Source organism: Pantoea eucalypti (assembly GCF_009646115.1).
Classification (GTDB): Bacteria; Pseudomonadota; Gammaproteobacteria; order Enterobacterales; family Enterobacteriaceae; genus Pantoea; species Pantoea eucalypti.
On sequence record NZ_CP045720.1, the window covers coordinates 3,870,858 to 3,893,048 of the forward strand.

At 54.3% G+C, this 22,191-nt stretch carries 16 protein-coding genes, 2 tRNA genes and 3 rRNA genes; 4 read left to right on the forward strand and 17 right to left on the reverse strand.

The annotated features are described in order from the left end of the window. Positions 1–185 precede the first annotated feature (185 nt). Positions 186–1,133 carry a type I pantothenate kinase gene (coaA, locus tag EE896_RS18050; protein WP_140916235.1) on the forward strand — a complete coding sequence of 316 codons (948 nt, stop codon included), beginning with the start codon at positions 186–188 and terminating at the stop codon, positions 1,131–1,133. A 42-nt stretch (positions 1,134–1,175) separates the two neighbouring features. Here the strand turns inward: coaA and birA are convergent, their stop codons facing one another. The 11 genes from birA to pepQ all read right to left on the reverse strand — a co-directional run bounded on the left by birA (position 1,176) and on the right by pepQ (position 12,947). Further along, positions 1,176–2,135, reverse strand: coding sequence for a bifunctional biotin--[acetyl-CoA-carboxylase] ligase/biotin operon repressor BirA (birA, locus tag EE896_RS18055; protein WP_008927172.1), 960 nt, complete (start codon positions 2,133–2,135; stop codon positions 1,176–1,178). Beyond that, entirely contained in the window at positions 2,132–3,169 is a 1,038-nt protein-coding gene (gene murB, locus EE896_RS18060) for a UDP-N-acetylmuramate dehydrogenase (RefSeq protein ID WP_008927171.1), read from the reverse strand. Before murB ends, birA begins: the two co-directional genes overlap by 4 nt. Before the next feature lie 150 nt (positions 3,170–3,319). Then, positions 3,320–3,435, reverse strand: a 5S ribosomal RNA gene (rrf, locus tag EE896_RS18065). A gap of 93 nt (positions 3,436–3,528) precedes the next feature. Then, positions 3,529–6,437 (reverse strand): 23S ribosomal RNA (locus EE896_RS18070). Between the two features lie 208 nt (positions 6,438–6,645). Then, positions 6,646–6,721: transfer RNA gene (locus tag EE896_RS18075), tRNA-Ala, on the reverse strand. Between the two features lie 142 nt (positions 6,722–6,863). After that, positions 6,864–6,940 (reverse strand) — tRNA-Ile (locus EE896_RS18080). 74 nt (positions 6,941–7,014) lie between these two features. After that, positions 7,015–8,554, reverse strand: a 16S ribosomal RNA gene (locus tag EE896_RS18085). The 16S, 23S and 5S rRNA genes sit together here with 2 tRNA genes alongside, the layout of an rRNA operon. 409 nt (positions 8,555–8,963) lie before the next feature. Then, positions 8,964–9,497, reverse strand: a complete 534-nt coding sequence (gene hemG / locus EE896_RS18090) for a menaquinone-dependent protoporphyrinogen IX dehydrogenase (RefSeq protein ID WP_039658599.1) — start codon at positions 9,495–9,497, stop codon at positions 8,964–8,966. A gap of 17 nt (positions 9,498–9,514) precedes the next feature. Beyond that, complete coding sequence (gene trkH, locus EE896_RS18095) at positions 9,515–10,966, reverse strand: Trk system potassium transporter TrkH (RefSeq protein WP_039658600.1); 1,452 nt, start codon at positions 10,964–10,966, stop codon at positions 9,515–9,517. Between the two features lie 32 nt (positions 10,967–10,998). Next, on the reverse strand, positions 10,999–11,616 hold the full coding sequence (locus EE896_RS18100) for an IMPACT family protein (protein WP_008926464.1): 618 nt from the start codon (positions 11,614–11,616) through the stop codon (positions 10,999–11,001). Beyond that, positions 11,616–12,947 (reverse strand): Xaa-Pro dipeptidase, encoded by a 1,332-nt coding sequence (gene pepQ, locus EE896_RS18105; protein ID WP_004571217.1) that lies wholly within the window; start codon positions 12,945–12,947, stop codon positions 11,616–11,618. Before pepQ ends, EE896_RS18100 begins: the two co-directional genes overlap by 1 nt. A gap of 187 nt (positions 12,948–13,134) precedes the next feature. Here pepQ and fadB point away from each other — a divergent pair, with 187 nt between their 5' ends. Together fadB and fadA are read left to right on the forward strand one after the other, a co-directional pair. Then, entirely contained in the window at positions 13,135–15,318 is a 2,184-nt protein-coding gene (gene fadB / locus EE896_RS18110; RefSeq protein ID WP_140916092.1) for a fatty acid oxidation complex subunit alpha FadB, read from the forward strand. A gap of 10 nt (positions 15,319–15,328) precedes the next feature. Further along, on the forward strand, positions 15,329–16,492 hold the full coding sequence (gene fadA / locus EE896_RS18115; RefSeq protein WP_110411740.1) for an acetyl-CoA C-acyltransferase FadA: 1,164 nt from the start codon (positions 15,329–15,331) through the stop codon (positions 16,490–16,492). 80 nt (positions 16,493–16,572) lie between these two features. Here the strand turns inward: fadA and fre are convergent, their stop codons facing one another. Further along, positions 16,573–17,274 carry an NAD(P)H-flavin reductase gene (gene fre / locus EE896_RS18120; RefSeq protein WP_008926461.1) on the reverse strand — a complete coding sequence of 234 codons (702 nt, stop codon included), beginning with the start codon at positions 17,272–17,274 and terminating at the stop codon, positions 16,573–16,575. Between the two features lie 41 nt (positions 17,275–17,315). Continuing rightward, positions 17,316–18,800, reverse strand: coding sequence for a 4-hydroxy-3-polyprenylbenzoate decarboxylase (gene ubiD / locus EE896_RS18125; protein ID WP_008926460.1), 1,485 nt, complete (start codon positions 18,798–18,800; stop codon positions 17,316–17,318). Between the two features lie 240 nt (positions 18,801–19,040). On the opposite strand from ubiD, the gene rfaH reads away from it, so the two are divergent. Continuing rightward, a complete protein-coding gene (gene rfaH, locus EE896_RS18130) occupies positions 19,041–19,529 on the forward strand; it encodes a transcription/translation regulatory transformer protein RfaH (RefSeq protein ID WP_008926459.1) in 489 nt (162 codons plus the stop codon). Here the strand turns inward: rfaH and tatD are convergent. The 4 genes from tatD to tatA form a co-directional block, all read right to left on the reverse strand. Beyond that, positions 19,526–20,308, reverse strand: coding sequence for a 3'-5' ssDNA/RNA exonuclease TatD (gene tatD / locus EE896_RS18135; RefSeq protein WP_140916091.1), 783 nt, complete (start codon positions 20,306–20,308; stop codon positions 19,526–19,528). The genes rfaH and tatD overlap by 4 nt on opposite strands. 94 nt (positions 20,309–20,402) lie before the next feature. After that, on the reverse strand, positions 20,403–21,161 hold the full coding sequence (tatC, locus tag EE896_RS18140) for a Sec-independent protein translocase subunit TatC (protein ID WP_008926457.1): 759 nt from the start codon (positions 21,159–21,161) through the stop codon (positions 20,403–20,405). After that, entirely contained in the window at positions 21,161–21,862 is a 702-nt protein-coding gene (gene tatB, locus EE896_RS18145) for a Sec-independent protein translocase protein TatB (RefSeq protein WP_078805033.1), read from the reverse strand. The genes tatC and tatB overlap by 1 nt, the downstream gene beginning before the upstream one ends. Before the next feature lie 3 nt (positions 21,863–21,865). Beyond that, a complete protein-coding gene (tatA, locus tag EE896_RS18150) occupies positions 21,866–22,120 on the reverse strand; it encodes a twin-arginine translocase TatA/TatE family subunit (RefSeq protein WP_008926455.1) in 255 nt (84 codons plus the stop codon). Between the last annotated feature and the right edge of the window lie 71 nt (positions 22,121–22,191).

A 22,191-nucleotide genomic window follows, 5' to 3' on the forward strand; every position in this document is an offset into this window, starting at 1 on the left:
GGTATGCCGACGAAAGCGTGATCACGTTTATCTTTTTACTTCTGTTAAAAGCCATACTGGTGATACCCTCCAGCCCATTGTTCTCACTGATAAACCAGCGATTCGTGATTTATTTCACCTGTGCTCTCCTGCTTATCGGATGACACGCGGTTGATAGCAATGAATTTGCGGTCAGATGCATGCTTATGGATAAAACGACCCCCCTGACAACGCCTTATTTAGAGTTCACTCGTGAGCAGTGGGCTGCATTACGTGATTCCGTTCCTATGACACTGTCAGAGGAAGAGATCGCGCAGCTGGAGGGCATCAACGAGGATCTCTCGCTGGAGGAGGTAGCAGAAATTTATCTGCCACTTTCGCGCCTGCTTAATTTCTATATCAGCTCTAATGTTCGTCGGCAGGCTGTACTGGAGCAATTTCTGGGTACCAATGGCCAGAAAATCCCCTATATCATCAGTATTGCGGGCAGCGTAGCCGTCGGTAAAAGCACAACTGCGCGTGTATTACAGGCGTTGCTCAGCCGCTGGCCTGAACATCGTAAAGTAGAATTGATCACGACGGATGGCTTTCTTCATCCCAATGCCGTGCTGAAAGAGCGCGGATTAATGAAGAAAAAAGGGTTTCCGCAATCTTATGATATGCACCGGCTGGTCAATTTCGTCTCCGATTTGAAATCAGGCGCCAGTCAGGTCACAGCACCGGTCTATTCGCATCTGATTTATGATGTCATCCCTGATGGCGATAAAGTGGTTCAGCAGCCTGATATCCTTATTCTGGAAGGTCTGAATGTATTGCAGAGTGGCATGGACTATCCCCATGACCCACATCATGTCTTTGTTTCAGACTTCGTTGATTTTTCTATCTATGTCGACGCTGAGGAAGAGCTGCTGCAAAGCTGGTATATCAATCGATTCCTCAAATTCCGCCAGGGGGCATTTACCGATCCGGACTCTTACTTCCACCATTATGCCCAGCTCTCAGAAGCGGAAGCAGTGGAGATAGCGGGCAATTTATGGAAAGAGATTAACTGGCTAAACCTGCGGGAAAATATCCTGCCAACACGCGAACGGGCCAGCCTGATCATGACTAAAAGTCGCAATCATGCGGTCGACAGGGTTCGCCTGCGTAAATAACCGCTCCATTAAAAAAGCCTGCATTAGTGCAGGCTTTTTTGATCAGAGAGGACGTAGAGATATTTCTCCGCCCACCCAGGCTTTTATTTCGCCATCCTGCTCAAGTAACAGGCCACCCTGACTGTCAATGCCCCGCGCAATACCATGCACTTCACGTTCACCAATGAGCAATTTAACAGGCCGGTGAATAAAGTTATCCAGCACCATCCAGCGTGTAACAAAGGGCGTTAACCCTTCCTGCTCAAACAACGGCAGGGCTTCGCGCAGATTATTTATCAGATGGGCGGCCAGCTCATTGCGGTTAACGGATACACCGGCTTCCTGCAGGTTAATCCAGCCCTGATTAATCTGCGATGCATCGGCTGTACGCATAGCAAGGTTAATCCCGGCCCCCATGACGATATGCGCGGCATCACCCGTTTTACCGGTCAGTTCGACCAGAATACCTGCCAGTTTGCGATCGTTAAGGTAAATATCATTGGGCCATTTGACGCGAACATCATCAGCCCCTAATGAACGTAATGTCTCAGCAATGATAATACCAATCACAAGACTAAGACCCATCGCCGCAGCGGGTCCCTGCTCCAGACGCCAGTACATAGACATGTAGAGATTAGCGCCAAAGGGAGAGAACCATTGACGCCCACGACGGCCACGACCAGCCTGCTGATACTCAGCGATACAGGCAGCACCCGACTCCATCTCATGCATGCGTTCCAGCAGATACTGATTTGTGGAGTCAATCACCGGGATAACAGAGATATTGCCCTGCTTAACCTGAGCGACAATTGCCTGCTCATCCAACAGCTGCATCGGGGCAGAGAGACTGTAGCCCTTCCCTGTCACGGTATAAACGTCAAGTCCCCAGCTTTTTAAGGTCTGGATATGCTTGTTAATGGCTGCGCGACTCATGCCCAGTGTTTCACCCAGCTGTTCGCCAGAATGAAACTCACCGTCAGATAAAATATCGACCAGCTTTAGCGGGATACTGTTGTCTTTCATGCGATTACCCCGACAGCATTGCACTCGCCCTGTGCCTGAATAAAACGCACCTCAGGCTCCAGCCAGACATCAAACTTTTCACCCACCTTCGCACGCACGGTTTTTGCCAGCGCAACGATATCGTCAGGTGTGGCATTATCAGCATTAATCAGCACCAGAGCCTGTTGCTGATGAACGGCGGCACCGCCGATACGATAACCTTTCAACTGACACTGATCGATAAGCCATCCGGCTGCCAGCTTGGTTTCACCATTCGGCATCAGATAGTGTGGCATAGCTGGAAAATGCGCCAGCAAGGCGCTGCACTGCGCCTCGGTAACGACCGGATTTTTGAAGAAGCTGCCTACATTCCCGGTCACTTTTGGATCCGGTAATTTGCTCTGCCGCATCTGGCACACCGCGTGATAAACATCCCAGGCGCTAGCCGTTACCGGATTCAGAGTCTTCAGATCACCGTAGGTCAATACGGGCTGCCATTGTTTAGGCAGGATTATCCCGACCGCGACGATGACATAACCTCTCTGATAGCGATGCTTGAAAATGCTGTCACGATAGCCAAATTCACAGGCTTCACGATCGAGACGCTCTGTCTCACCACTGTCCAGGTTAAGCACATCCACATATTCGCAGACATCTTTTAATTCCACACCATAGGCACCAATGTTCTGAATCGGTGCAGAACCCGTCATTCCAGGGATTAATGCCAGATTCTCCAGGCCAGTGATCCCTTTTTCCAGTGTGCTCTTAACCAGCTGATGCCAGTTCTCACCTGCTCCGACATGCAACTTCCAGTACTCATACTCATCCTGAATGTTGATGCCTTTAATGCGGTTAAGTACCACAGTACCAGCGAAATCATCCAGAAAGAGGACATTGCTGCCTTCACCAAGCACCATGAAAGGGGTTTGATCACGCTGGCTGGCCTGCCATGCAGCCAGAATGGCAGCTGGCGTCTCAGCAACGATGCGTTTCTGGGTATGTACTTCAAGCCCAAGCGTATTGTCGGCTTTTAAGGAAGGATGCTGGCTGGACATTTGACGACCTTTACTGAGTTATCTGGGCGTAGTTTACCGTATCAGGGAGGGGTTCTCAGGCTGTTTTCGGGGATTATGATGAGGTTTTTCACGATCTGCAGACGTAAAAAAGCCCCGCACTCTCGTGCGGGGCTTCTTCACTTATATAATGCCTGGCAGTTCCCTACTCTCGCATGGGGAGACCCCACACTACCATCGGCGCTACGGCGTTTCACTTCTGAGTTCGGCATGGGGTCAGGTGGGACCACCGCGCTAAAGCCGCCAGGCAAATTCTGTTCTCCGCGCCGCCCCTTAAGGCCGCGCAGATATATCCGGTACAGGCTGAAAATCGTGTCTCTCAAAAACGCCTCTGGCGTTGTAAGGTTAGCCTCACGGGTCATTAGTACCGGTTAGCTCAACGCATCGCTGCGCTTACACACCCGGCCTATCAACGTCGTAGTCTTCAACGTCCCTTCAGGACTCTCAAGGAGTCAGGGAGAACTCATCTCGGGGCAAGTTTCGTGCTTAGATGCTTTCAGCACTTATCTTTTCCGCACTTAGCTACCGGGCAATGCCATTGGCATGACAACCCGAACACCAGTGGTGCGTTCACTCCGGTCCTCTCGTACTAGGAGCAACCCCCTCAATTCTCCAGCGCCCACGGCGAGATAGGGACCGAACTGTCTCACGACGTTCTAAACCCAGCTCGCGTACCACTTTAAACGGCGAACAGCCGTACCCTTGGGACCTACTTCAGCCCCGAGGATGTGATGAGCCGACATCGAGGTGCCAAACACCGCCGTCGATATGAACTCTTGGGCGGTATCAGCCTGTTATCCCCGGAGTACCTTTTTATCCGTTGAGCGATGGCCCTTCCATTCAGAACCACCGGATCACTATGACCTGCTTTCGCACCTGCTCGAGCCGTCACTCTCGCAGTCAAGCCAGCTTATGCCATTGCACTAACCTCACGATGTCCGACCGTGATTAGCTGACCTTCGTGCTCCTCCGTTACTCTTTAGGAGGAGACCGCCCCAGTCAAACTACCCACCAGACACTGTCCGCAGCCCGGATTACGGGCCTACGTTAGAACATCAAACATTAAAGGGTGGTATTTCAAGGTTGGCTCCACGCGAACTGGCGTCCGCGCTTCAAAGCCTCCCACCTATCCTACACATCAAGGCTCAATGTTCAGTGTCAAGCTGTAGTAAAGGTTCACGGGGTCTTTCCGTCTTGCCGCGGGTACACTGCATCTTCACAGCGAGTTCAATTTCACTGAGTCTCGGGTGGAGACAGCCTGGCCATCATTACGCCATTCGTGCAGGTCGGAACTTACCCGACAAGGAATTTCGCTACCTTAGGACCGTTATAGTTACGGCCGCCGTTTACCGGGGCTTCGATCAAGAGCTTCTCCTTGCGGATAACCCCATCAATTAACCTTCCGGCACCGGGCAGGCGTCACACCGTATACGTCCACTTTCGTGTTTGCACAGTGCTGTGTTTTTAATAAACAGTTGCAGCCAGCTGGTATCTTCGACTGGCTTCGGCTCGGGGAGCAAGTCCCTCCACCTACGCGCCAGCGTGCCTTCTCCCGAAGTTACGGCACCATTTTTGCCTAGTTCCTTCACCCGAGTTCTCTCAAGCGCCTTGGTATTCTCTACCTGACCACCTGTGTCGGTTTGGGGTACGATTCTGTGTTACCTGATGCTTAGAGGCTTTTCCCCGGAAGCTGGGCATTTATCACTTCAGCACCGTAGTGCCTCGTCGTCACGCCTCAGCGTTAATAAGGGACCGGATTTACCGGACCCTCCGCCTACACGCTTAAAACCGGGACAACCGTCGCCCGGCTGATATAGCCTTCTCCGTCCCCCTTCGCAGTAACACCGAGTACAGGAATATTAACCTGTTTCCCATCGACTACGCCTTTCGGCCTCGCCTTAGGGGTCGACTCACCCTGCTCCGATTAACGTTGAACAGGAACCCTTGGTCTTCCGGCGAGCGGGCTTTTTCACCCGCTTTATCGTTACTTATGTCAGCATTCGCACTTCTGATACCTCCAGCATGCCTCACAGCACACCTTCGACGGCTTACAGAACGCTCCCCTACCCAACAACACATAGTGTCGCTGCCGCAGCTTCGGTGCATGGTTTAGCCCCGTTACATCTTCCGCGCAGGCCGACTCGACCAGTGAGCTATTACGCTTTCTTTAAATGATGGCTGCTTCTAAGCCAACATCCTGGCTGTCTGTGCCTTCCCACATCGTTTCCCACTTAACCATGACTTTGGGACCTTAGCTGGCGGTCTGGGTTGTTTCCCTCTTCACGACGGACGTTAGCACCCGCCGTGTGTCTCCCGTGATAACATTCCTCGGTATTCGCAGTTTGCATCGGGTTGGTAAGCCGGGATGGCCCCCTAGCCGAAACAGTGCTCTACCCCCGAGGATGAGTTCACGAGGCGCTACCTAAATAGCTTTCGGGGAGAACCAGCTATCTCCCGGTTTGATTGGCCTTTCACCCCCAGCCACAGGTCATCCGCTAATTTTTCAACATTAGTCGGTTCGGTCCTCCAGTTAGTGTTACCCAACCTTCAACCTGCCCATGGCTAGATCACCGGGTTTCGGGTCTATACCCTGCAACTTAACGCCCAGTTAAGACTCGGTTTCCCTGCGGCTCCCCTATACGGTTAACCTTGCTACAGAATATAAGTCGCTGACCCATTATACAAAGGTACGCAGTCACCCCCATAAAGAAGGCTCCCACTGCTTGTACGTACACGGTTTCAGGTTCTGTTTCACTCCCCTCGCCGGGGTTCTTTTCGCCTTTCCCTCACGGTACTGGTTCACTATCGGTCAGTCAGGAGTATTTAGCCTTGGAGGATGGTCCCCCCATATTCAGACAGGATACCACGTGTCCCGCCTTACTCATCGAGCTCACAGCACGTGTGCTTTTGTGTACGGGAGTATCACCCTGTACCCTGCGACTTTCCAGACGCTTCCACTAACACACATGCTGATTCAGGCTCTGGGCTGCTCCCCGTTCGCTCGCCGCTACTGGGGGAATCTCGGTTGATTTCTTTTCCTCGGGGTACTTAGATGTTTCAGTTCCCCGGTTCGCCTTGCAGCACTATGTATTCATGCTGCAATGATGCACAGAGTGCACCGGGTTTCCCCATTCGGACATCGACGGCTGTAGCGGTTCATATCACCTTACCGTCGCTTTACGCAGATTAGCACGTCCTTCATCGCCTCTGACTGCCTGGGCATCCACCGTGTACGCTTAGTCGCTTAACCTCACAACCCACAGGCGTTTTACAACGCTGCGAGCTGCAAGCATTTGAGAGACTCGAACGTGTCGCGCTTTTCATTCTTATTACGGAGAATGAAAACGACACGTCGTTTCAATTTTCAGCTTGTTCCGGATTGTTAAAGAGCATAATACTTCGCAGCACACCGTTGCCGGTACGCTCTGAAGTATTCAGAAAAAACAGTTAAAACGGTATGGTGGAGCTAAGCGGGATCGAACCGCTGACCTCCTGCGTGCAAGGCAGGCGCTCTCCCAGCTGAGCTATAGCCCCATACAGTTACTGCAGAGACCACTACTACCACTCAACCGAGTACACTTCGTGAGAAATGCAATTCGTGCTCAGGCAAGGCATGTTTCCGCGAAGCATAGTGAACTATGCGAGCCGGAGACATAACGCAGCGTGAGTGCGAATTTGGTAGGCCTGAGTGGACTTGAACCACCGACCTCACCCTTATCAGGGGTGCGCTCTAACCACCTGAGCTACAAGCCTGTAGAGGTTTTTTCTGCTCGTTACTTTTTATCAGACAATCTGTTGTGGACACTGCGCGGGAAGGTATCTTCAGGTAAGGAGGTGATCCAACCGCAGGTTCCCCTACGGTTACCTTGTTACGACTTCACCCCAGTCATGAATCACAAAGTGGTAAGCGCCCTCCCGAAGGTTAAGCTACCTACTTCTTTTGCAACCCACTCCCATGGTGTGACGGGCGGTGTGTACAAGGCCCGGGAACGTATTCACCGTGGCATTCTGATCCACGATTACTAGCGATTCCGACTTCACGGAGTCGAGTTGCAGACTCCGATCCGGACTACGACGCACTTTGTGAGGTCCGCTTGCTCTCGCGAGGTCGCTTCTCTTTGTATGCGCCATTGTAGCACGTGTGTAGCCCTACTCGTAAGGGCCATGATGACTTGACGTCATCCCCACCTTCCTCCGGTTTATCACCGGCAGTCTCCTTTGAGTTCCCGCCATCACGCGCTGGCAACAAAGGATAAGGGGTTGCGCTCGTTGCGGGACTTAACCCAACATTTCACAACACGAGCTGACGACAGCCATGCAGCACCTGTCTCAGAGTTCCCGAAGGCACCAAAGCATCTCTGCTAAGTTCTCTGGATGTCAAGAGTAGGTAAGGTTCTTCGCGTTGCATCGAATTAAACCACATGCTCCACCGCTTGTGCGGGCCCCCGTCAATTCATTTGAGTTTTAACCTTGCGGCCGTACTCCCCAGGCGGTCGACTTAACGCGTTAGCTCCGGAAGCCACTCCTCAAGGGAACAACCTCCAAGTCGACATCGTTTACGGCGTGGACTACCAGGGTATCTAATCCTGTTTGCTCCCCACGCTTTCGCACCTGAGCGTCAGTCTTTGTCCAGGGGGCCGCCTTCGCCACCGGTATTCCTCCAGATCTCTACGCATTTCACCGCTACACCGGAATTCTACCCCCTCTACAAGACTCAAGCCTGCCAGTTTCAAATGCAGTTCCCAGGTTAAGCCCGGGGATTTCACATCTGACTTAACAGACCGCCTGCGTGCGCTTTACGCCCAGTAATTCCGATTAACGCTTGCACCCTCCGTATTACCGCGGCTGCTGGCACGGAGTTAGCCGGTGCTTCTTCTGCGGGTAACGTCAATCGGTAAGGTTATTAACCTCACCGCCTTCCTCCCCGCTGAAAGTACTTTACAACCCGAAGGCCTTCTTCATACACGCGGCATGGCTGCATCAGGCTTGCGCCCATTGTGCAATATTCCCCACTGCTGCCTCCCGTAGGAGTCTGGACCGTGTCTCAGTTCCAGTGTGGCTGGTCATCCTCTCAGACCAGCTAGGGATCGTCGCCTAGGTGGGCCATTACCCCGCCTACTAGCTAATCCCATCTGGGTTCATCCGATAGTGAGAGGCCCGAAGGTCCCCCTCTTTGGTCTTGCGACGTTATGCGGTATTAGCCACCGTTTCCAGTGGTTATCCCCCTCTATCGGGCAGATCCCCAGACATTACTCACCCGTCCGCCACTCGTCACCCAAGAGCAAGCTCTCTGTGCTACCGTCCGACTTGCATGTGTTAGGCCTGCCGCCAGCGTTCAATCTGAGCCATGATCAAACTCTTCAATTTAAGTTTGATTTGCTTAAACAAGTTAAGCGGTGCTCATCTGTAAAACGTCATAATGAATTTCATTATGTGTTCACTCGTGAGGCTTGATATTTTGTTGCGTCCGGAGACGCTGATATCAATCCTGCGAGTGCCCACACAGATTGTCTGATAAATTGTTAAAGAGCAGTGCGAACAGTGCGTTAGCGTCCTGTCGCGAGGTGGCGTATATTACGCTTTCCTCCTGCAGAGTCAACCTCTATTTCAGAAGTTTTTCTCCGGCGGCGCAGTCTCCTGTGCCTCTCAACCCGCTTCCCGTTGCCGGTGTTCCGTGTCGATGGAGGCGCATTATAGGGAGTTCGCGCGGACTGACAAGTGTTTATTGCGAAAAGATTACTGTTCGCAGTAATTTTCATCAAATCGCGCTATTTCGCTACGATTTGCCTGGTAACTGTGCAAAATCATTAGCAAAAGTGCGTACCTGCTGCCAGTCCGTGTACTCCACTTCTTTTGTGGAATCGGTCTCACCGCCAGTCATACGCATAATCAACTGAATCATGACGCGATCAAACCAGCGATAGCGCGGATAATAGAGCGCGCCCGCAAACACGGCACAGCAATCAGGTTGCCACGGCGAGCTGGCAAGGAACTTCTGCGTATAAGCATTCGTTTCAGGAGAACGCTTCTCAGGTTTGCGCGCCGTGAGGTTTACCGAAAAGAAACCACTGGTACGCTGCTGCAATGCAGGGAGGTGAAGCTTTACGAACTTATCGACGACCGGCTGGAAATGACCGTAGCGAATAGAGGCGCCAATCAGCACGCGATCATACTGCGCCCAGTCAGGCAGAGCGGCATCCTGAATATCCAGCACATCGCATGGCTGGTGCTGACGGATCATCTCGGCTATAGAAGAGGCAATCTTCTTTGTTTGTCCGTCGCGGGTGGAATAGAGAATCAGCGCTTTCATATCAGCATCCTTATTAATTATTCACGCCAGAAAGTAGGCGTGAACAGCACCAGCAAGGTAAATACCTCGAGACGCCCGAACAACATGGTGGAGATAAGAATCCATTTCGCCACGTCATTCATTGAAGCGAAGTTATCGGCCACAACCCCTAAACCGGGCCCGAGGTTATTCAGCGTCGCGGCAACGGCAGCAAATGCCGAGAAGTCATCGACACCGGTGGCAATGATCGCCAGCATGCTGACCAGGAACACCAGCGCATAAGCCGAGAAGAATCCCCATACGGCCTCAAGGATACGCTCAGGCAACGCCCGATTCCCCAGCTTAATGGTGTAGACCGCATTCGGGTGAACCAGACGCTTAAGCTCACGGTTACCCTGCTTGCATAATAGCAGGATGCGGATAACCTTCAGGCCACCGCCGGTTGAACCGGCACAGCCGCCGATAAAGGCGGAGCACAACAGCAGCACCGGCAGGAACAAGGGCCAGCGTGAGATGCTGTCGGTCGTGAATCCTGCCGTGGTGGCCATGGAAACGACCTGGAAAAAGGCCTGGTTTAGCGTTTGCCAGCCACTGTCGTAAACATTGTGGAACCAGAGCACCAGCGTGCAGATCAACACCAGCGTCAGCTGAACGCCTATAAACATGCGGAATTCAGGATCGCGCCAGTACACGCGCAGATTGCGCCCGCTTAACATGGCAAAGTGAAGGCCGTAGTTACAGCCTGAGATCAGCAAAAACACCGCCACGATAGTATTGATAGTGCCGCTGTGAAAATAGCCGATGCTGGCATCATGGGTTGAGAAGCCGCCAATCGCGATGGTCGAGAAGCTGTGACCAATAGCATCAAAGGCCGGCATGCCTGCCAGCCACAATGCCAGCGCACAGGCCACCGTCAGCAGAACATAGATCAGCCAGAGTGTTTTCGCTGTTTCGGCAATACGCGGCCGCATTTTATTATCTTTCAGCGGCCCCGGCATTTCAGCGCGATAGAGCTGCATACCTCCGACGCCCAGAATCGGCAATATCGCCACCGCTAACACGATGATTCCCATACCGCCCAGCCACTGCAGCATCTGTCGATAGAAGAGAATGGCTTTAGGCAGCGAGTCCAGCCCCACCAGCGTAGTGGCCCCGGTCGTTGTCAGGCCAGAGAAAGATTCAAAGAACGCATCCGTCACGGAAAGATGGGGCTGTTCGGCAAAGATAAAGGGCATGGCCCCTACGCTGCCCAGCACCGTCCAGAACAGCACGACAATCAGAAACCCTTCCCGCGGTTTGAGTTCGGTTTTCTTTTTGCGATTCGGCCACCACAGCAGCGAGCCGATCACCAGCGCCATCATAAAGGTCTGGCTAAACGCCCGCCCCGCGCCATCGCGATAAATCAATGCGACCAGGCCGGGCAAAATCATCGTCACTGAAAAGAGGATCACCAGCAGACCGACTATGCGGGTAATGGCGCGAAAGTGCATTCAGCCGTTCCTTTAAATAATAGAGATGAACATCAGGGTGTGAGCGGGATCAGCGATAATGCACCCCGACTAAAGTCTGACAGATTTTTTTTAAAACCGTCGATTTGTCCGTAAGGTACAGCCAGCGTCAGCGCAATGCGATCCTGAAACTGACTGTCGGTCACCTTACCGTCAAAACGCTGTACCAGCCGTTCAACATCACTGAGCTGTGGATAGTCACATTGCAGAGTGAACAGCTTCATCGGCACTTTGCGCTGTCGTGGCAGCAGCTTAAGCCCCTGCTGAACGCCACCACCATAGGCTTTCACTAAGCCGCCGGTTCCCAGCATGATGCCGCCGTAGTAACGCACCACCACGGCAGTAATCTCGCCAATATCCGCGCCCATCAGCTGCGCCAGCATCGGTTTCCCTGCTGTACCCGAAGGTTCACCATCATCAGAGAAGCCGAGCTGTTGAGAATCATTCGGCGCGCCCGCGACCCATGCCCAGCAGTGATGCCGGGCAGCCGGATGCTCGTTTTTGACCTGCTGGACAAAGGCGCGCGCCGCCTCTGCCCCCTCGGTGTGCGCCAGCAGCGTAATGAAGCGACTCTTTTTGATCGTCTCCTCACTGCTGCTCACGGGCACCGCGGGAATATCAAAGGCTTCCATCAGGCCAGATGCAGATCGCGGGTCATGTTCTCAACGCGATGCGCATGGATCACCACGTTATCCTCGATACGAATTCCGCCATAAGGCCGAAGTGCATCGATAGCCTGCCAGTTAAAGTGCTGACTGAAACGGCCTGCACGCAGTGGTGCCAGTAATGAGTCAATAATATAGAAGCCTGGCTCGATGGTTAATACCATGCCCGGTTGCAGCACGCGGGTGCAGCGAAGATAAGGATATTGCGCAGGCGCGGCCAGATGCGTGCCCTGATCATCCTGCATAAAACCCGCCACGTCATGCACCTGCAGACCCAGTGGATGCCCCAGCCCATGCGGCATAAATGGTCCGGTCAGATCTTCAGCCACCAGTGCTTCTTCGCTGATGCCCTGCACCAGCTCAAACTTCAGCAACATCTTCGCAATACGCTGATGCATCTGAAGATGATAATCGGTGTAGCGCACGCCCGCTTTCAGCGTGGCGATCAGCGCCAGCTCTTCCGCGTTCATCGCCTCAACCATTCTGGCATAGAGCGAACTGCTCTGCGCCGCATAGCTGCGGGTCAGGTCGGCGGCGTAGCCAAGATACTCAGCGCCCGCATCAATCAAAAAGCTGTGGCGTTTCGCCGGCGGCTGATGATCCAGCCGGGTGTAGTGCAGCACCGCAGCGTGTTCATTCAGCGCAATGATATTGCCGTACGGCACATCGGTATCGCGATGACCGGTCGCGGTCAGATACGCCTGGTTGATATCGAACTCGCTTAAACCCGCCGAGAACGCCTCTTTCGCTGCGCGATGACCCGCCACTGCCAGCTTCTGCGCCTGGCGCAGACAGGCGAGTTCATAATCTGTTTTGATACTGCGATGGAAATGCAGGAAGTCGATCACCGCTTTAGGATTGATATTGCCGGAGGCGATACCAAGCTGTGCCGCCCGTGCGTTGATCGGGCCGATATAAGCGACATTATCACGCTGTGCAGGCAGCAACTGCGCAATCTCATCCGCATTTTTCAGGCCGATAACCTCGACATCTTCAGTCCAGAAGCTATCCGGCAGAGGTTCAACGTTATGCCAGTAATCCACCGGAGAGTAGAACCACAGTTTCGGTTTGTTCACACCATCAATCCACAGCCAGCAGTTGGGAACCTGTGTCACCGGCACCCAGGCCTTGAACTGCGGATTCACCTTAAACGGATAGGTGTGGTCATCCAGAAACACCGTCAACAACTCACCGGAATGGATCAACATCGCATCCAGTTTATTGCGTGCCAGCACCTGCTGCGCCCGTTGTTGCAACGTGGCGATGTGCGCGTGATACAAGGTCTTCAGTGAATCCATTGACGTCTCTCCAGTGTCGCGAAATGGCCGCAAGTTTAGCATACCCCTTGCGCAGTTGCTGATGTCGACACGGCTGTGATCTTGTTAGCAAATAAGCAAAGAGCAGTTTGCAAATAATTAACATCCCTCCCACACTCACGATCATCTGGTATGACCAGATCACCTTTCGCGGTTTCAGGAGACGCACATGCTCTACCAAGGCGCTAACCTTACACTTCACTGGCTGGACGATGGTATCGCCGAGCTGGTTTTTGACGCTGCAGGCTCAGTCAACAAGCTTGATACGCAAACTGTCGCCAGTCTGGGCGAGGCAATTGCAGTGCTGGAGCAGCAGCCAGATCTTCGCGGCCTGCTGTTGAGCTCCGCTAAACCTGCTTTTATTGTGGGTGCGGATATCACCGAGTTCCTTTCACTGTTTAATGCACCCACCGAAAAGCTGAGCCAGTGGCTGAGCTATGCCAACAGCATCTTCAATCGTCTGGAAGATTTACCCGTGCCGACCCTGGCCGCCATTGACGGCTATGCGCTGGGTGGCGGATGTGAGTGTGTGCTGGCAACCGATCTGCGTATTGCTACTGCGGACGCCCGCATTGGCCTGCCGGAAACCAAACTTGGCATCATGCCTGGCTTTGGTGGCAGCGTGCGGTTGCCACGCCTGCTGGGTGCCGACAGTGCACTGGAAATTATTGCGGCGGGCAAAGATGTTGATGGCAATGCCGCCCTGAAACTCGGTCTGGTCGATGCCGTGGTCGCTCGCGAAAAACTGCGCGAGGCGGGGATCACCATGCTCAAAGCCGCCGCCACTGATGGCAGCTGGCGCGCGCGCCGGGCACCGAAACTGGCTCCGCTGAAACTCAGCCCGATTGAAGCAGCCATGAGCTTTTCTATTGCGAAAGCGATGGTGCTGCAGACTGCAGGTAAACACTATCCCGCCCCGCTGATGGCAGTGAAAACCATTGAAGCGGCGGCCAGCCTTGGCCGTGACGATGCATTGAAACTTGAAACCGCGGCGTTTGTGCCGCTGGCGCAGTCTGATGAAGCTCGCGCTCTGGTCGGCATCTTCCTTAACGACCAGTACGTCAAAGGCCTGGCGAAAAAGCGTGGCAGCGAAAGCGGCGCCCCCGCTCAGGCGGCAGTACTGGGCGCAGGCATTATGGGTGGCGGCATCAGCTACCAGTCTGCGTGGAAAGGCGTGCCGGTCAGAATGAAAGATATCAACCCACAGGCGCTAACCCTGGGGATGAACGAAGCCAGTAAGTTACTTAATAAGCTGTTAGAACGCGGCAAAATCGACGGCAACAAACTCGCCAGTGTGATCGCCACTATCCAGCCCACACTCGATTATGCCGGTTTTGATCAGGCCGATGTGGTGGTGGAAGCCGTGGTTGAGAACCCGCTGATCAAGGCCAAAGTGCTGGCTGAAACCGAACAGCATCTGCGTGAAGACGCGATTCTGGCCTCCAATACCTCGACCATTCCTATCAGCCAGCTGGCGCAGGCGCTGCAACGCCCGGAAAACTTCTGTGGCATGCACTTCTTCAATCCGGTGCCACGTATGCCGCTGGTTGAAGTGATTCGTGGCGAGAAAACCAGTGAAGCCACGCTGAGTAAAGTGGTGGCCTGGGCCAGCAAAATGGGCAAAACCCCTATCGTGGTGAATGATTGTCCCGGCTTCTTTGTTAACCGGGTGCTGTTCCCCTACTTCGCCGCTTTCAACCTGCTGCTCCGCGACGGCGCTGATTTCCGCCAGATTGATAAAGTAATGGAAAAACAGTTCGGCTGGCCGATGGGTCCCTCCTGGCTGCTGGATGTGGTAGGCATCGATACCGCACATCACGCGCAAAGCGTCATGGCGGACGGTTTCCCGGATCGTATGAAGCATGACTATCGTGATGCGATTGACCTGCTGTTTGATGCCGGTCGTTTTGGCCAGAAAAATGGCAAAGGTTTCTGGCGCTGGGAAGAGGATAAAAAAGGCAAGCTGAAGAAAGTGCCCGCTGCAGAGGTGGACACACTGCTGCAACAGGTCTGTCAGCCCGCGCGGGTCTTCAGTGACGAAGAGATCCTGAACCGCATGATGCTGCCGATGCTGAATGAAGTGGTGCGCTGCCTTGAAGAGAAGATTATCGCCTCACCCGCTGAAGCAGATATGGCGCTGGTATACGGCCTTGGCTTCCCGCCGTTCCGTGGCGGCGCATTCCGCTATCTCGATACCCTGGGCAACAGCAATGTGGTCGATCAGGCACGCCGCTATAGCGCGCTCGGTGGGCTCTATGCCTTGCCTGCGCTGCTGGTGCAGAAAGCCCATCAGCATGAAAGCTGGTATCCCGCCGCTAAACCGATTGATGAAGCCGCGCTGAAAAGCGCCTGAGGGCAAAAAGATGGAAAATGTGGTGATTGTTGATGCGGTGCGCACGCCAATGGGACGTTCAAAAGGCGGAGCCTTTCGGAACGTGCGCGCTGAAGACCTCTCTGCGCACCTGATGCGCGAAATTCTGAGCCGCAACCCGGCAGTGGATCCGACTTCGCTCGACGATATCGTCTGGGGCTGCGTACAGCAGACGCTGGAACAGGGATTTAATATCGCGCGTAACGCCGCGCTGCTGGCCGAAATCCCGCACTCTGTACCGGCCACTACCGTTAACCGGCTGTGCGGTTCGTCAATGCAGGCGCTGCACGATGCGGCCCGCGCCATTATGGTGGGCGATGCACAGTGCTGCCTGATCGGTGGCGTGGAGCACATGGGGCACGTGCCGATGAATCACGGTGTGGATTTTCATCCCGGCCTGGGACGCACCGTCGCCAAAGCCGCAGGCATGATGGGCTTAACTGCCGAGATGCTGGCACGTATGCATCATATCAGCCGTGAGCAGCAGGATGCGTTTGCCCTGCGTTCGCACCAGCGCGCATGGCAGGCCACCCAGCGCGGCGACTTCGCCACTGAGATTGTCGCCACTTATGGACACGACAGCGACGGCATTCTTAAACGCTATGACTTTGATGAAGTGATCCGCGAGGAGACCAGCGCCGAAGGACTGGCGGCGCTCAAACCCGCCTTCGATCCGGTGAATGGCACCGTCACGGCGGGCACGTCGTCGGCGTTGTCAGATGGTGCAGCCGCCATGCTGGTCATGAGTGAATCACGCGCCCGTGAACTGGGGCTGACGCCACGCGCCCGCATCCGCAGCATGGCAGTGGTTGGCTGTGATCCGTCGATTATGGGCTACGGACCGGTTCCGGCCAGCAAACTGGCATTGAAACGGGCGGGGTTAAGCGTCAGTGATATCGACGTGTTTGAGCTGAACGAAGCCTTTGCCGCGCAGACGCTGCCCTGCATCAAGGACTTAGGTTTGCTGGAGCTGATGGATGACAAGGTGAATCTGAATGGCGGTGCGATTGCTTTAGGCCATCCGCTGGGCTGTTCCGGCGCGCGCATCAGCACCACACTGCTGAATATTATGGAACGACGCGATGCCCGTTTCGGACTCGCTACCATGTGCATCGGACTGGGTCAGGGAATTGCGACCGTATTCGAGCGTCTGTAATACGTTGAGTCTTACTTTGTCAGATTTACCCGCCGTTAACCGGCGGGTTTTTTCTGTCTGCTACAGGCTGCTACCGGGAATCAGATAAAGGCAAACGCATCGCCATACATCTGTGACTCTACGGCGCCACGCTCGGCACAGAAACGATCGCGGGCAATCTTCGCCATCTCAAACCGTCCGGCGATGTAGATCTCATGCTCGCTCAGCGTGCTGAAGTCCTGCATCACGGCTGTCAGGACCGTGCCTGACCGACCCTGCCAGCCCGCTTCGGGCTGCTCGACGACCGGGATCACCTTCAGGTTCGGGTGCTTGACTGCCAGCGCATCCAGCTCGTCCATATCGTACAGATGCTTGAGCTCACGTCCGCCCCAGTAAATGGCGATATCGCGCTCTGGCTGTTCCGCCAGCGCGGTAAGCAGAATTGAACGGGCATAGGAGAAACCGGTGCCGCCCGCAATCAGAATCAGCGGCTTAGTGCTCTCTTCGCGCAACCAGGCGTCGCCGTGCGGCATATCAACCGTGATCTGGCGATCGTTACGGATGCGATCCATAACGGCCATGGCATAGAGGTTCAGATCGGACGCGCCGATATGCAGCTCAATGATATCTTTTTCCATCGGCGTTGAAGCCAGTGAGAACGGACGCTTGTCGCGCTCATCCATCACTACCATCAGATACTGTCCCGCGCGAAAACTGAATTCCGCTTCAGGGATCAGGCGAACGCGATAGACCGTGTCGGTAATCGCCTCAACTGAAGTTACTTTACAGCTTAACGTTGTCATGCGTTCCCTCTGTCGGGTCGTCTTTATGGTTGTGCTCGCCATCAACGCTGTGGCGGCTGATCAAAAATACCTAGCTCATCCCAGATGGCATCAATGCGCGCGGTGACCGCAGGGTCTTTCACAATGGGTGTACCCCATTCGCGCTGCGTTTCACCCGGCCACTTGTTGGTCGCATCCATCCCCATCTTCGATCCCAGCCCGGACACAGGCGAGGCGAAATCGAGATAATCGATCGGGGTATTTTCCACTAATACCGTATCGCGAGCCGGATCCATACGCGTGGTGATCGCCCAGATCACATCGTTCCAGTCACGCGCATTAACGTCATCGTCACACACAATAACAAATTTGGTGTACATGAACTGCCGTAAAAACGACCAGACGCCAAACATGACACGTTTGGCATGCCCTGCGTACTGCTTTTTAATTGTCACAACCGCGAGGCGGTATGAGCAACCCTCTGGCGGCAGATAGAAGTCCACGATCTCCGGGAACTGCTTCACCAGAATCGGCACCAGCACTTCATTCAGCGCCACACCCAGTACCGCAGGTTCATCCGGTGGACGGCCAGTGTAGGTAGAGTGATAGATAGGCTTATGGCGCTGCGTAATATGCGTCACAGTAAACACCGGGAAGCTATCTACTTCATTGTAGTAGCCCGTGTGGTCACCGTAAGGGCCTTCCGGCGCCATATCGCCCGCTTCGATATACCCTTCCAGCACGATTTCAGCGCTGGCAGGCACCTCGAGATTGTTCGAGAGACACTTCACCACTTCTGTTTTATTGCCACGCAGCAAACCGGCAAACGCATATTCTGACAGCGTATCAGGCACCGGCGTCACGGCACCAAGAATGGTGGCAGGATCGGCACCCAGCGCCACCGACACCGGAAAACGCTCACCCGGATGCGCTTTCGTCCACTCCAGATAATCAAGCGCACCGCCACGGTGCGACAGCCAGCGCATAATCAGACGATTTTTGCCGATCACCTGCTGCCGATAGATACCAAGATTCTGCCGCTCTTTATGGGGGCCGCGCGTCACAGTCAGGCCCCAGGTAATCAGCGGTGCCGCATCACCGGGCCAGCACTTCATCACCGGAATGCGCGTCAGATCAACGTCATCGCCACTGAACACCACCTCCTGACAGGGTGCATTACGCAGCCGTTTGGTCGGCATGTTCAGAACCTGCTTAAACTGCGGCATTTTATCGAACAGATCGCGGAAGCCTTTTGGCGGCTCCGGTTCTTTCAGGAAGGCCAGCAGTTTACCCACTTCACGCAGTGCGCTGACCTCCTCCTGGCCCATGCCCATTGCCACGCGCTTTGGCGTGCCGAACAGATTGCACAGTACCGGCATGTCGTACCCTTTCGGGTTTTCAAACAGCAAGGCGGGACCACCGGCGCGCAGTGTGCGATCGGCAATTTCGGTCATTTCCAGTTCGGGATCGATCGACTGGGTAATGCGCTTTAGCTCACCGCGCTGTTCGAGCAGCGCGAGAAAGTCTCTTAAATCGTGATATTTCATGCGGCTTTAGCTTTCCGGCCAGAGTGAATCGGCCATTATAGGTCTGATTAAGCGGATATGCTGAGGTTTATAGTGCAGCCTCTTAAGCAGACGTCAATTTTCAGTTACCTTTTCACCTGCCAGCCGGCCTGTTAAGAAAAGTCTCAGTTTATTTTCTTTGCAGGACGCTTTACCCTGCCCCTGCGCTATAACTCTGGCAGCAGGTTTGCTATTCTTAGCGTCCATTCAATGGGAGCAGTTATGGAATCCTGGTACTTACTCTATTGCAAACGTGGACAGCTATTGCGCGCGAAGGAGCATCTGGAGCGGCAGGAAGTGCATTGCCTGAGTCCGATGATCGCTCTGGAAAAGATCGTGCGCGGAAAACGTACCACGGTGAGTGAGCCACTGTTTCCAAATTATCTGTTTATTGAATTCGATCCGGAAGCGATTCACACCACGACCATCAGCAGCACGCGCGGTGTCAGCCACTTTGTGCGCTTCGGCACCACACCTGCGACCGTGCCATCGGCCGTGATTGAAGCGCTGGAGACTGATGTCCCGCAAATCCTGCTTGATCCGGAAACCCCTCAAAGCGGCGACGAAGTGGTTATCACTGAAGGGACCTTTGAGGGGCTGCGCGCCATCTTTGCCGAGCCGGATGGTGAAACACGCTCGATTCTGTTGCTTAATCTGCTGAACAAGCAGGTGATGCGCAGTGTGGATAACAAGCAGTTCCGCAAGCTTTAAGCCAGTCTGAACAACGTCCGCGCATTCTGATCAATGCGGACCGCCAGTTCGTCAGCATTCTCCCCACGCCATGTCGCCACCTGATGCACAATATGCGGTAAAAAGCAGGGTTCGTTCCGGCGTGAAGTCGGGCGCGGGCGCATGTCGCGTGGCAGCAGATACGGTGCATCGGTTTCCAGCAGCAGACGATCGGCCGGAATCAGTGGCAGCAGCTCTCGCAGTTCCAGACCACGACGCTCATCGCACACCCAGCCCGTGATCCCCACGGATAATCCCATGGCCAGACAGCCTTCAAGTTCATCACGCGTGCCGGTAAAGCAGTGAATCACCGCACCCGGCAATTTTGGCAGCCAGGGTTCAAGCACCGCGGCGAAACGTGCATGGGCTTCACGGCAGTGAAGGAACACCGGCATGTTGAGTTCCGCCGCCAGTGCCAGCTGTGCATCAAACGCATACTCCTGCTGCTCATGCGCCGACAGGTTGCGATTAAAATCGAGCCCGCACTCACCGATAGCCACCACTTCCGGTTTTTCAGCCAGTCGACGCAGGGTACTGGCAATGTCCGTGGACCATTCGCTGGCATGATGAGGATGAACGCCCGCGGTAGACCAGCAGAAATCGGGTTGCGCTTCAGCCAGCCGCTGAGCCTGCTGGCTCTCCAGCGCATTAGTGCCGGTAATAAGCATGCCGGTGACGCCCGCATCACGCGCGCGTTTAACCACCTTTTGCCGGTCGGAGGCGAATTGCGTGCTGGTCAGGTTTACACCGATATCAAACATAATTTTTCCCACAGTTTATAAACAAAAACCGCCCATCAGGGCGGTTTGGATTGATCGCTTCCCGCCTGTGCGGGTAACGGTAACGCGGTCGGCATCAGGAGTCGATGTTCTCGTCCTCATCCTGTGACCGGCGGCCTTTACCCACGTAGTAACGGGAAAAGAATACGCCGACTTCAAACAGGCAGTACATCGGAATAGCGAGCAAAGTTTGGGAAAAAACATCCGGCGGTGTGAGCAACATCCCGACGACGAAGGCACCCACCAGAATATAAGGACGTTTCTTCTTCAGATCGTCCGGACTGGTGATGCCGGTCCAGCACAGCAGCACAATCGCCACCGGCACTTCAAACGCCACGCCAAATGCCATAAACAGCGTCATGACAAAATCGAGGTATTTGGCAATATCTGTCGCAACGGTGACGCCGATCGGCGCGGTTTTGGTGAAAAAACCGAATGCCAGCGGAAAGACCACAAAATAGGCAAACGCTACGCCGAAATAGAACAGGAAAGTGCTGGAAAAGAGCAGTGGCATAACCAGCCTGCGCTCATGCCGGTATAGCGCCGGAGCGACAAATGCCCAGACCTGATAGAGGATCACTGGCACCGCAAGAAACACCGACACAATGATAGTCAGCTTAATCGGGGTGAAAAACGGTGAGGCGACATCAGTCGCGATCATGCTCGATCCAACCGGCATCTGGCTAATCAGAGGTGCCGCGACCAGCTGGTAAATATCATTGGCGAAGAAAACCAGCACCAGAAAAATCGCTAATACTGCGATCATGCAATTCAGTAGTCGCTTACGCAGCTCAATCAGATGACTGATGAGCGGTTGAGTATCTTCAACGGCCATTATCGTTCATCACTTGCAGAAGAGGGTGGAGCGGAATGTCGCGCAGTATTGGCCGGTCTGGCGGCTTCAACCGCAGGCGCCTGTGCCGGTGCGCTGGCCACGGCGGCAGGTGCGGCAGAAGATTGCACAGCCGGCGCGGATGAAACGGCTGACGGAGCCTGTGCCGGGGCAGTGGCAACAGCGGAAGGTGCCGCAGCAGGTTGCACAGCCGTGACAGCGTCTGAAACCGGAGCAGGGGCCTGTGCTGGCGCGCTGGCCTGATGTTCTGCGGTAGCCGGTGTCGCCGAAAGTTCCGCCGTGCCAGACTCAGATGCGTCTCCTGCTTCTGAAGCAGGATGAGACACGGGCCTGTGCTGGGCCGAGTGAATGGTGTTTGCCTCGTCTTCCTCTTTTTCAATGTCGATGCTCTGACTGACCGAGCGTTTCATTGAATCCGCCGTTTTACGCAGCTCTTCCATCGACTCTTTCAGCTCAGGTGAGAGCGTGCCGCGGCTCGCTTCTTCCACCTTTTTCAGGCTGTCCTGCAGCTCCTGCAGCTTGAGCTCCTGCGCCAGTTCATGTTGCACATTGGCTGCCAGCGAACGAATCGCCCTGATCCAGCCGACTACGGTTTTCACCGCAACCGGTAAACGTTGCGGGCCGAGTACAATCAGCCCGATAACGAACACTAATACCAGTTCACTAAAACCAATATCGAACACGGTTTACACCTGCTTGTCGTTCTTGGTGTCTTCTTTGGTAGCCGAAGTGTGCTGTTTATCAGCCAGCGTTTTGGCCGCGAAGTCAGCATCCTGCTCTTTCGGTTGATCCTTTTTATCGTCCTCGTCACTCATGGCTTTTTTGAAGCCACGAATCGAAGAACCTAAATCCGAACCCAGATTACGTAATTTGTTGGTACCGAACAGAAGTACAACAATGACGGCAATGATTACCAATTGCCAGATACTGATACCGCCCATGAGATAGCCTCTAATATTCTGTGAAAACGATGAGGTAATGCACCACAGAGTGCCCTTTTCAACCGGGCCTG

Coding starts and splice junctions, on each gene's coding strand:
- coaA (WP_140916235.1), top strand. CDS start 186: ATGGATAAAACGACCCCCCTGACAACGCCTTATTTAGAGTTCACTCGT.
- birA (WP_008927172.1), bottom strand. CDS start 2,135: ATGAAAGACAACAGTATCCCGCTAAAGCTGGTCGATATTTTATCTGAC.
- murB (WP_008927171.1), bottom strand. CDS start 3,169: ATGTCCAGCCAGCATCCTTCCTTAAAAGCCGACAATACGCTTGGGCTT.
- hemG (WP_039658599.1), bottom strand. CDS start 9,497: ATGAAAGCGCTGATTCTCTATTCCACCCGCGACGGACAAACAAAGAAG.
- trkH (WP_039658600.1), bottom strand. CDS start 10,966: ATGCACTTTCGCGCCATTACCCGCATAGTCGGTCTGCTGGTGATCCTC.
- EE896_RS18100 (WP_008926464.1), bottom strand. CDS start 11,616: ATGGAAGCCTTTGATATTCCCGCGGTGCCCGTGAGCAGCAGTGAGGAG.
- pepQ (WP_004571217.1), bottom strand. CDS start 12,947: ATGGATTCACTGAAGACCTTGTATCACGCGCACATCGCCACGTTGCAA.
- fadB (WP_140916092.1), top strand. CDS start 13,135: ATGCTCTACCAAGGCGCTAACCTTACACTTCACTGGCTGGACGATGGT.
- fadA (WP_110411740.1), top strand. CDS start 15,329: ATGGAAAATGTGGTGATTGTTGATGCGGTGCGCACGCCAATGGGACGT.
- fre (WP_008926461.1), bottom strand. CDS start 17,274: ATGACAACGTTAAGCTGTAAAGTAACTTCAGTTGAGGCGATTACCGAC.
- ubiD (WP_008926460.1), bottom strand. CDS start 18,800: ATGAAATATCACGATTTAAGAGACTTTCTCGCGCTGCTCGAACAGCGC.
- rfaH (WP_008926459.1), top strand. CDS start 19,041: ATGGAATCCTGGTACTTACTCTATTGCAAACGTGGACAGCTATTGCGC.
- tatD (WP_140916091.1), bottom strand. CDS start 20,308: ATGTTTGATATCGGTGTAAACCTGACCAGCACGCAATTCGCCTCCGAC.
- tatC (WP_008926457.1), bottom strand. CDS start 21,161: ATGGCCGTTGAAGATACTCAACCGCTCATCAGTCATCTGATTGAGCTG.
- tatA (WP_008926455.1), bottom strand. CDS start 22,120: ATGGGCGGTATCAGTATCTGGCAATTGGTAATCATTGCCGTCATTGTT.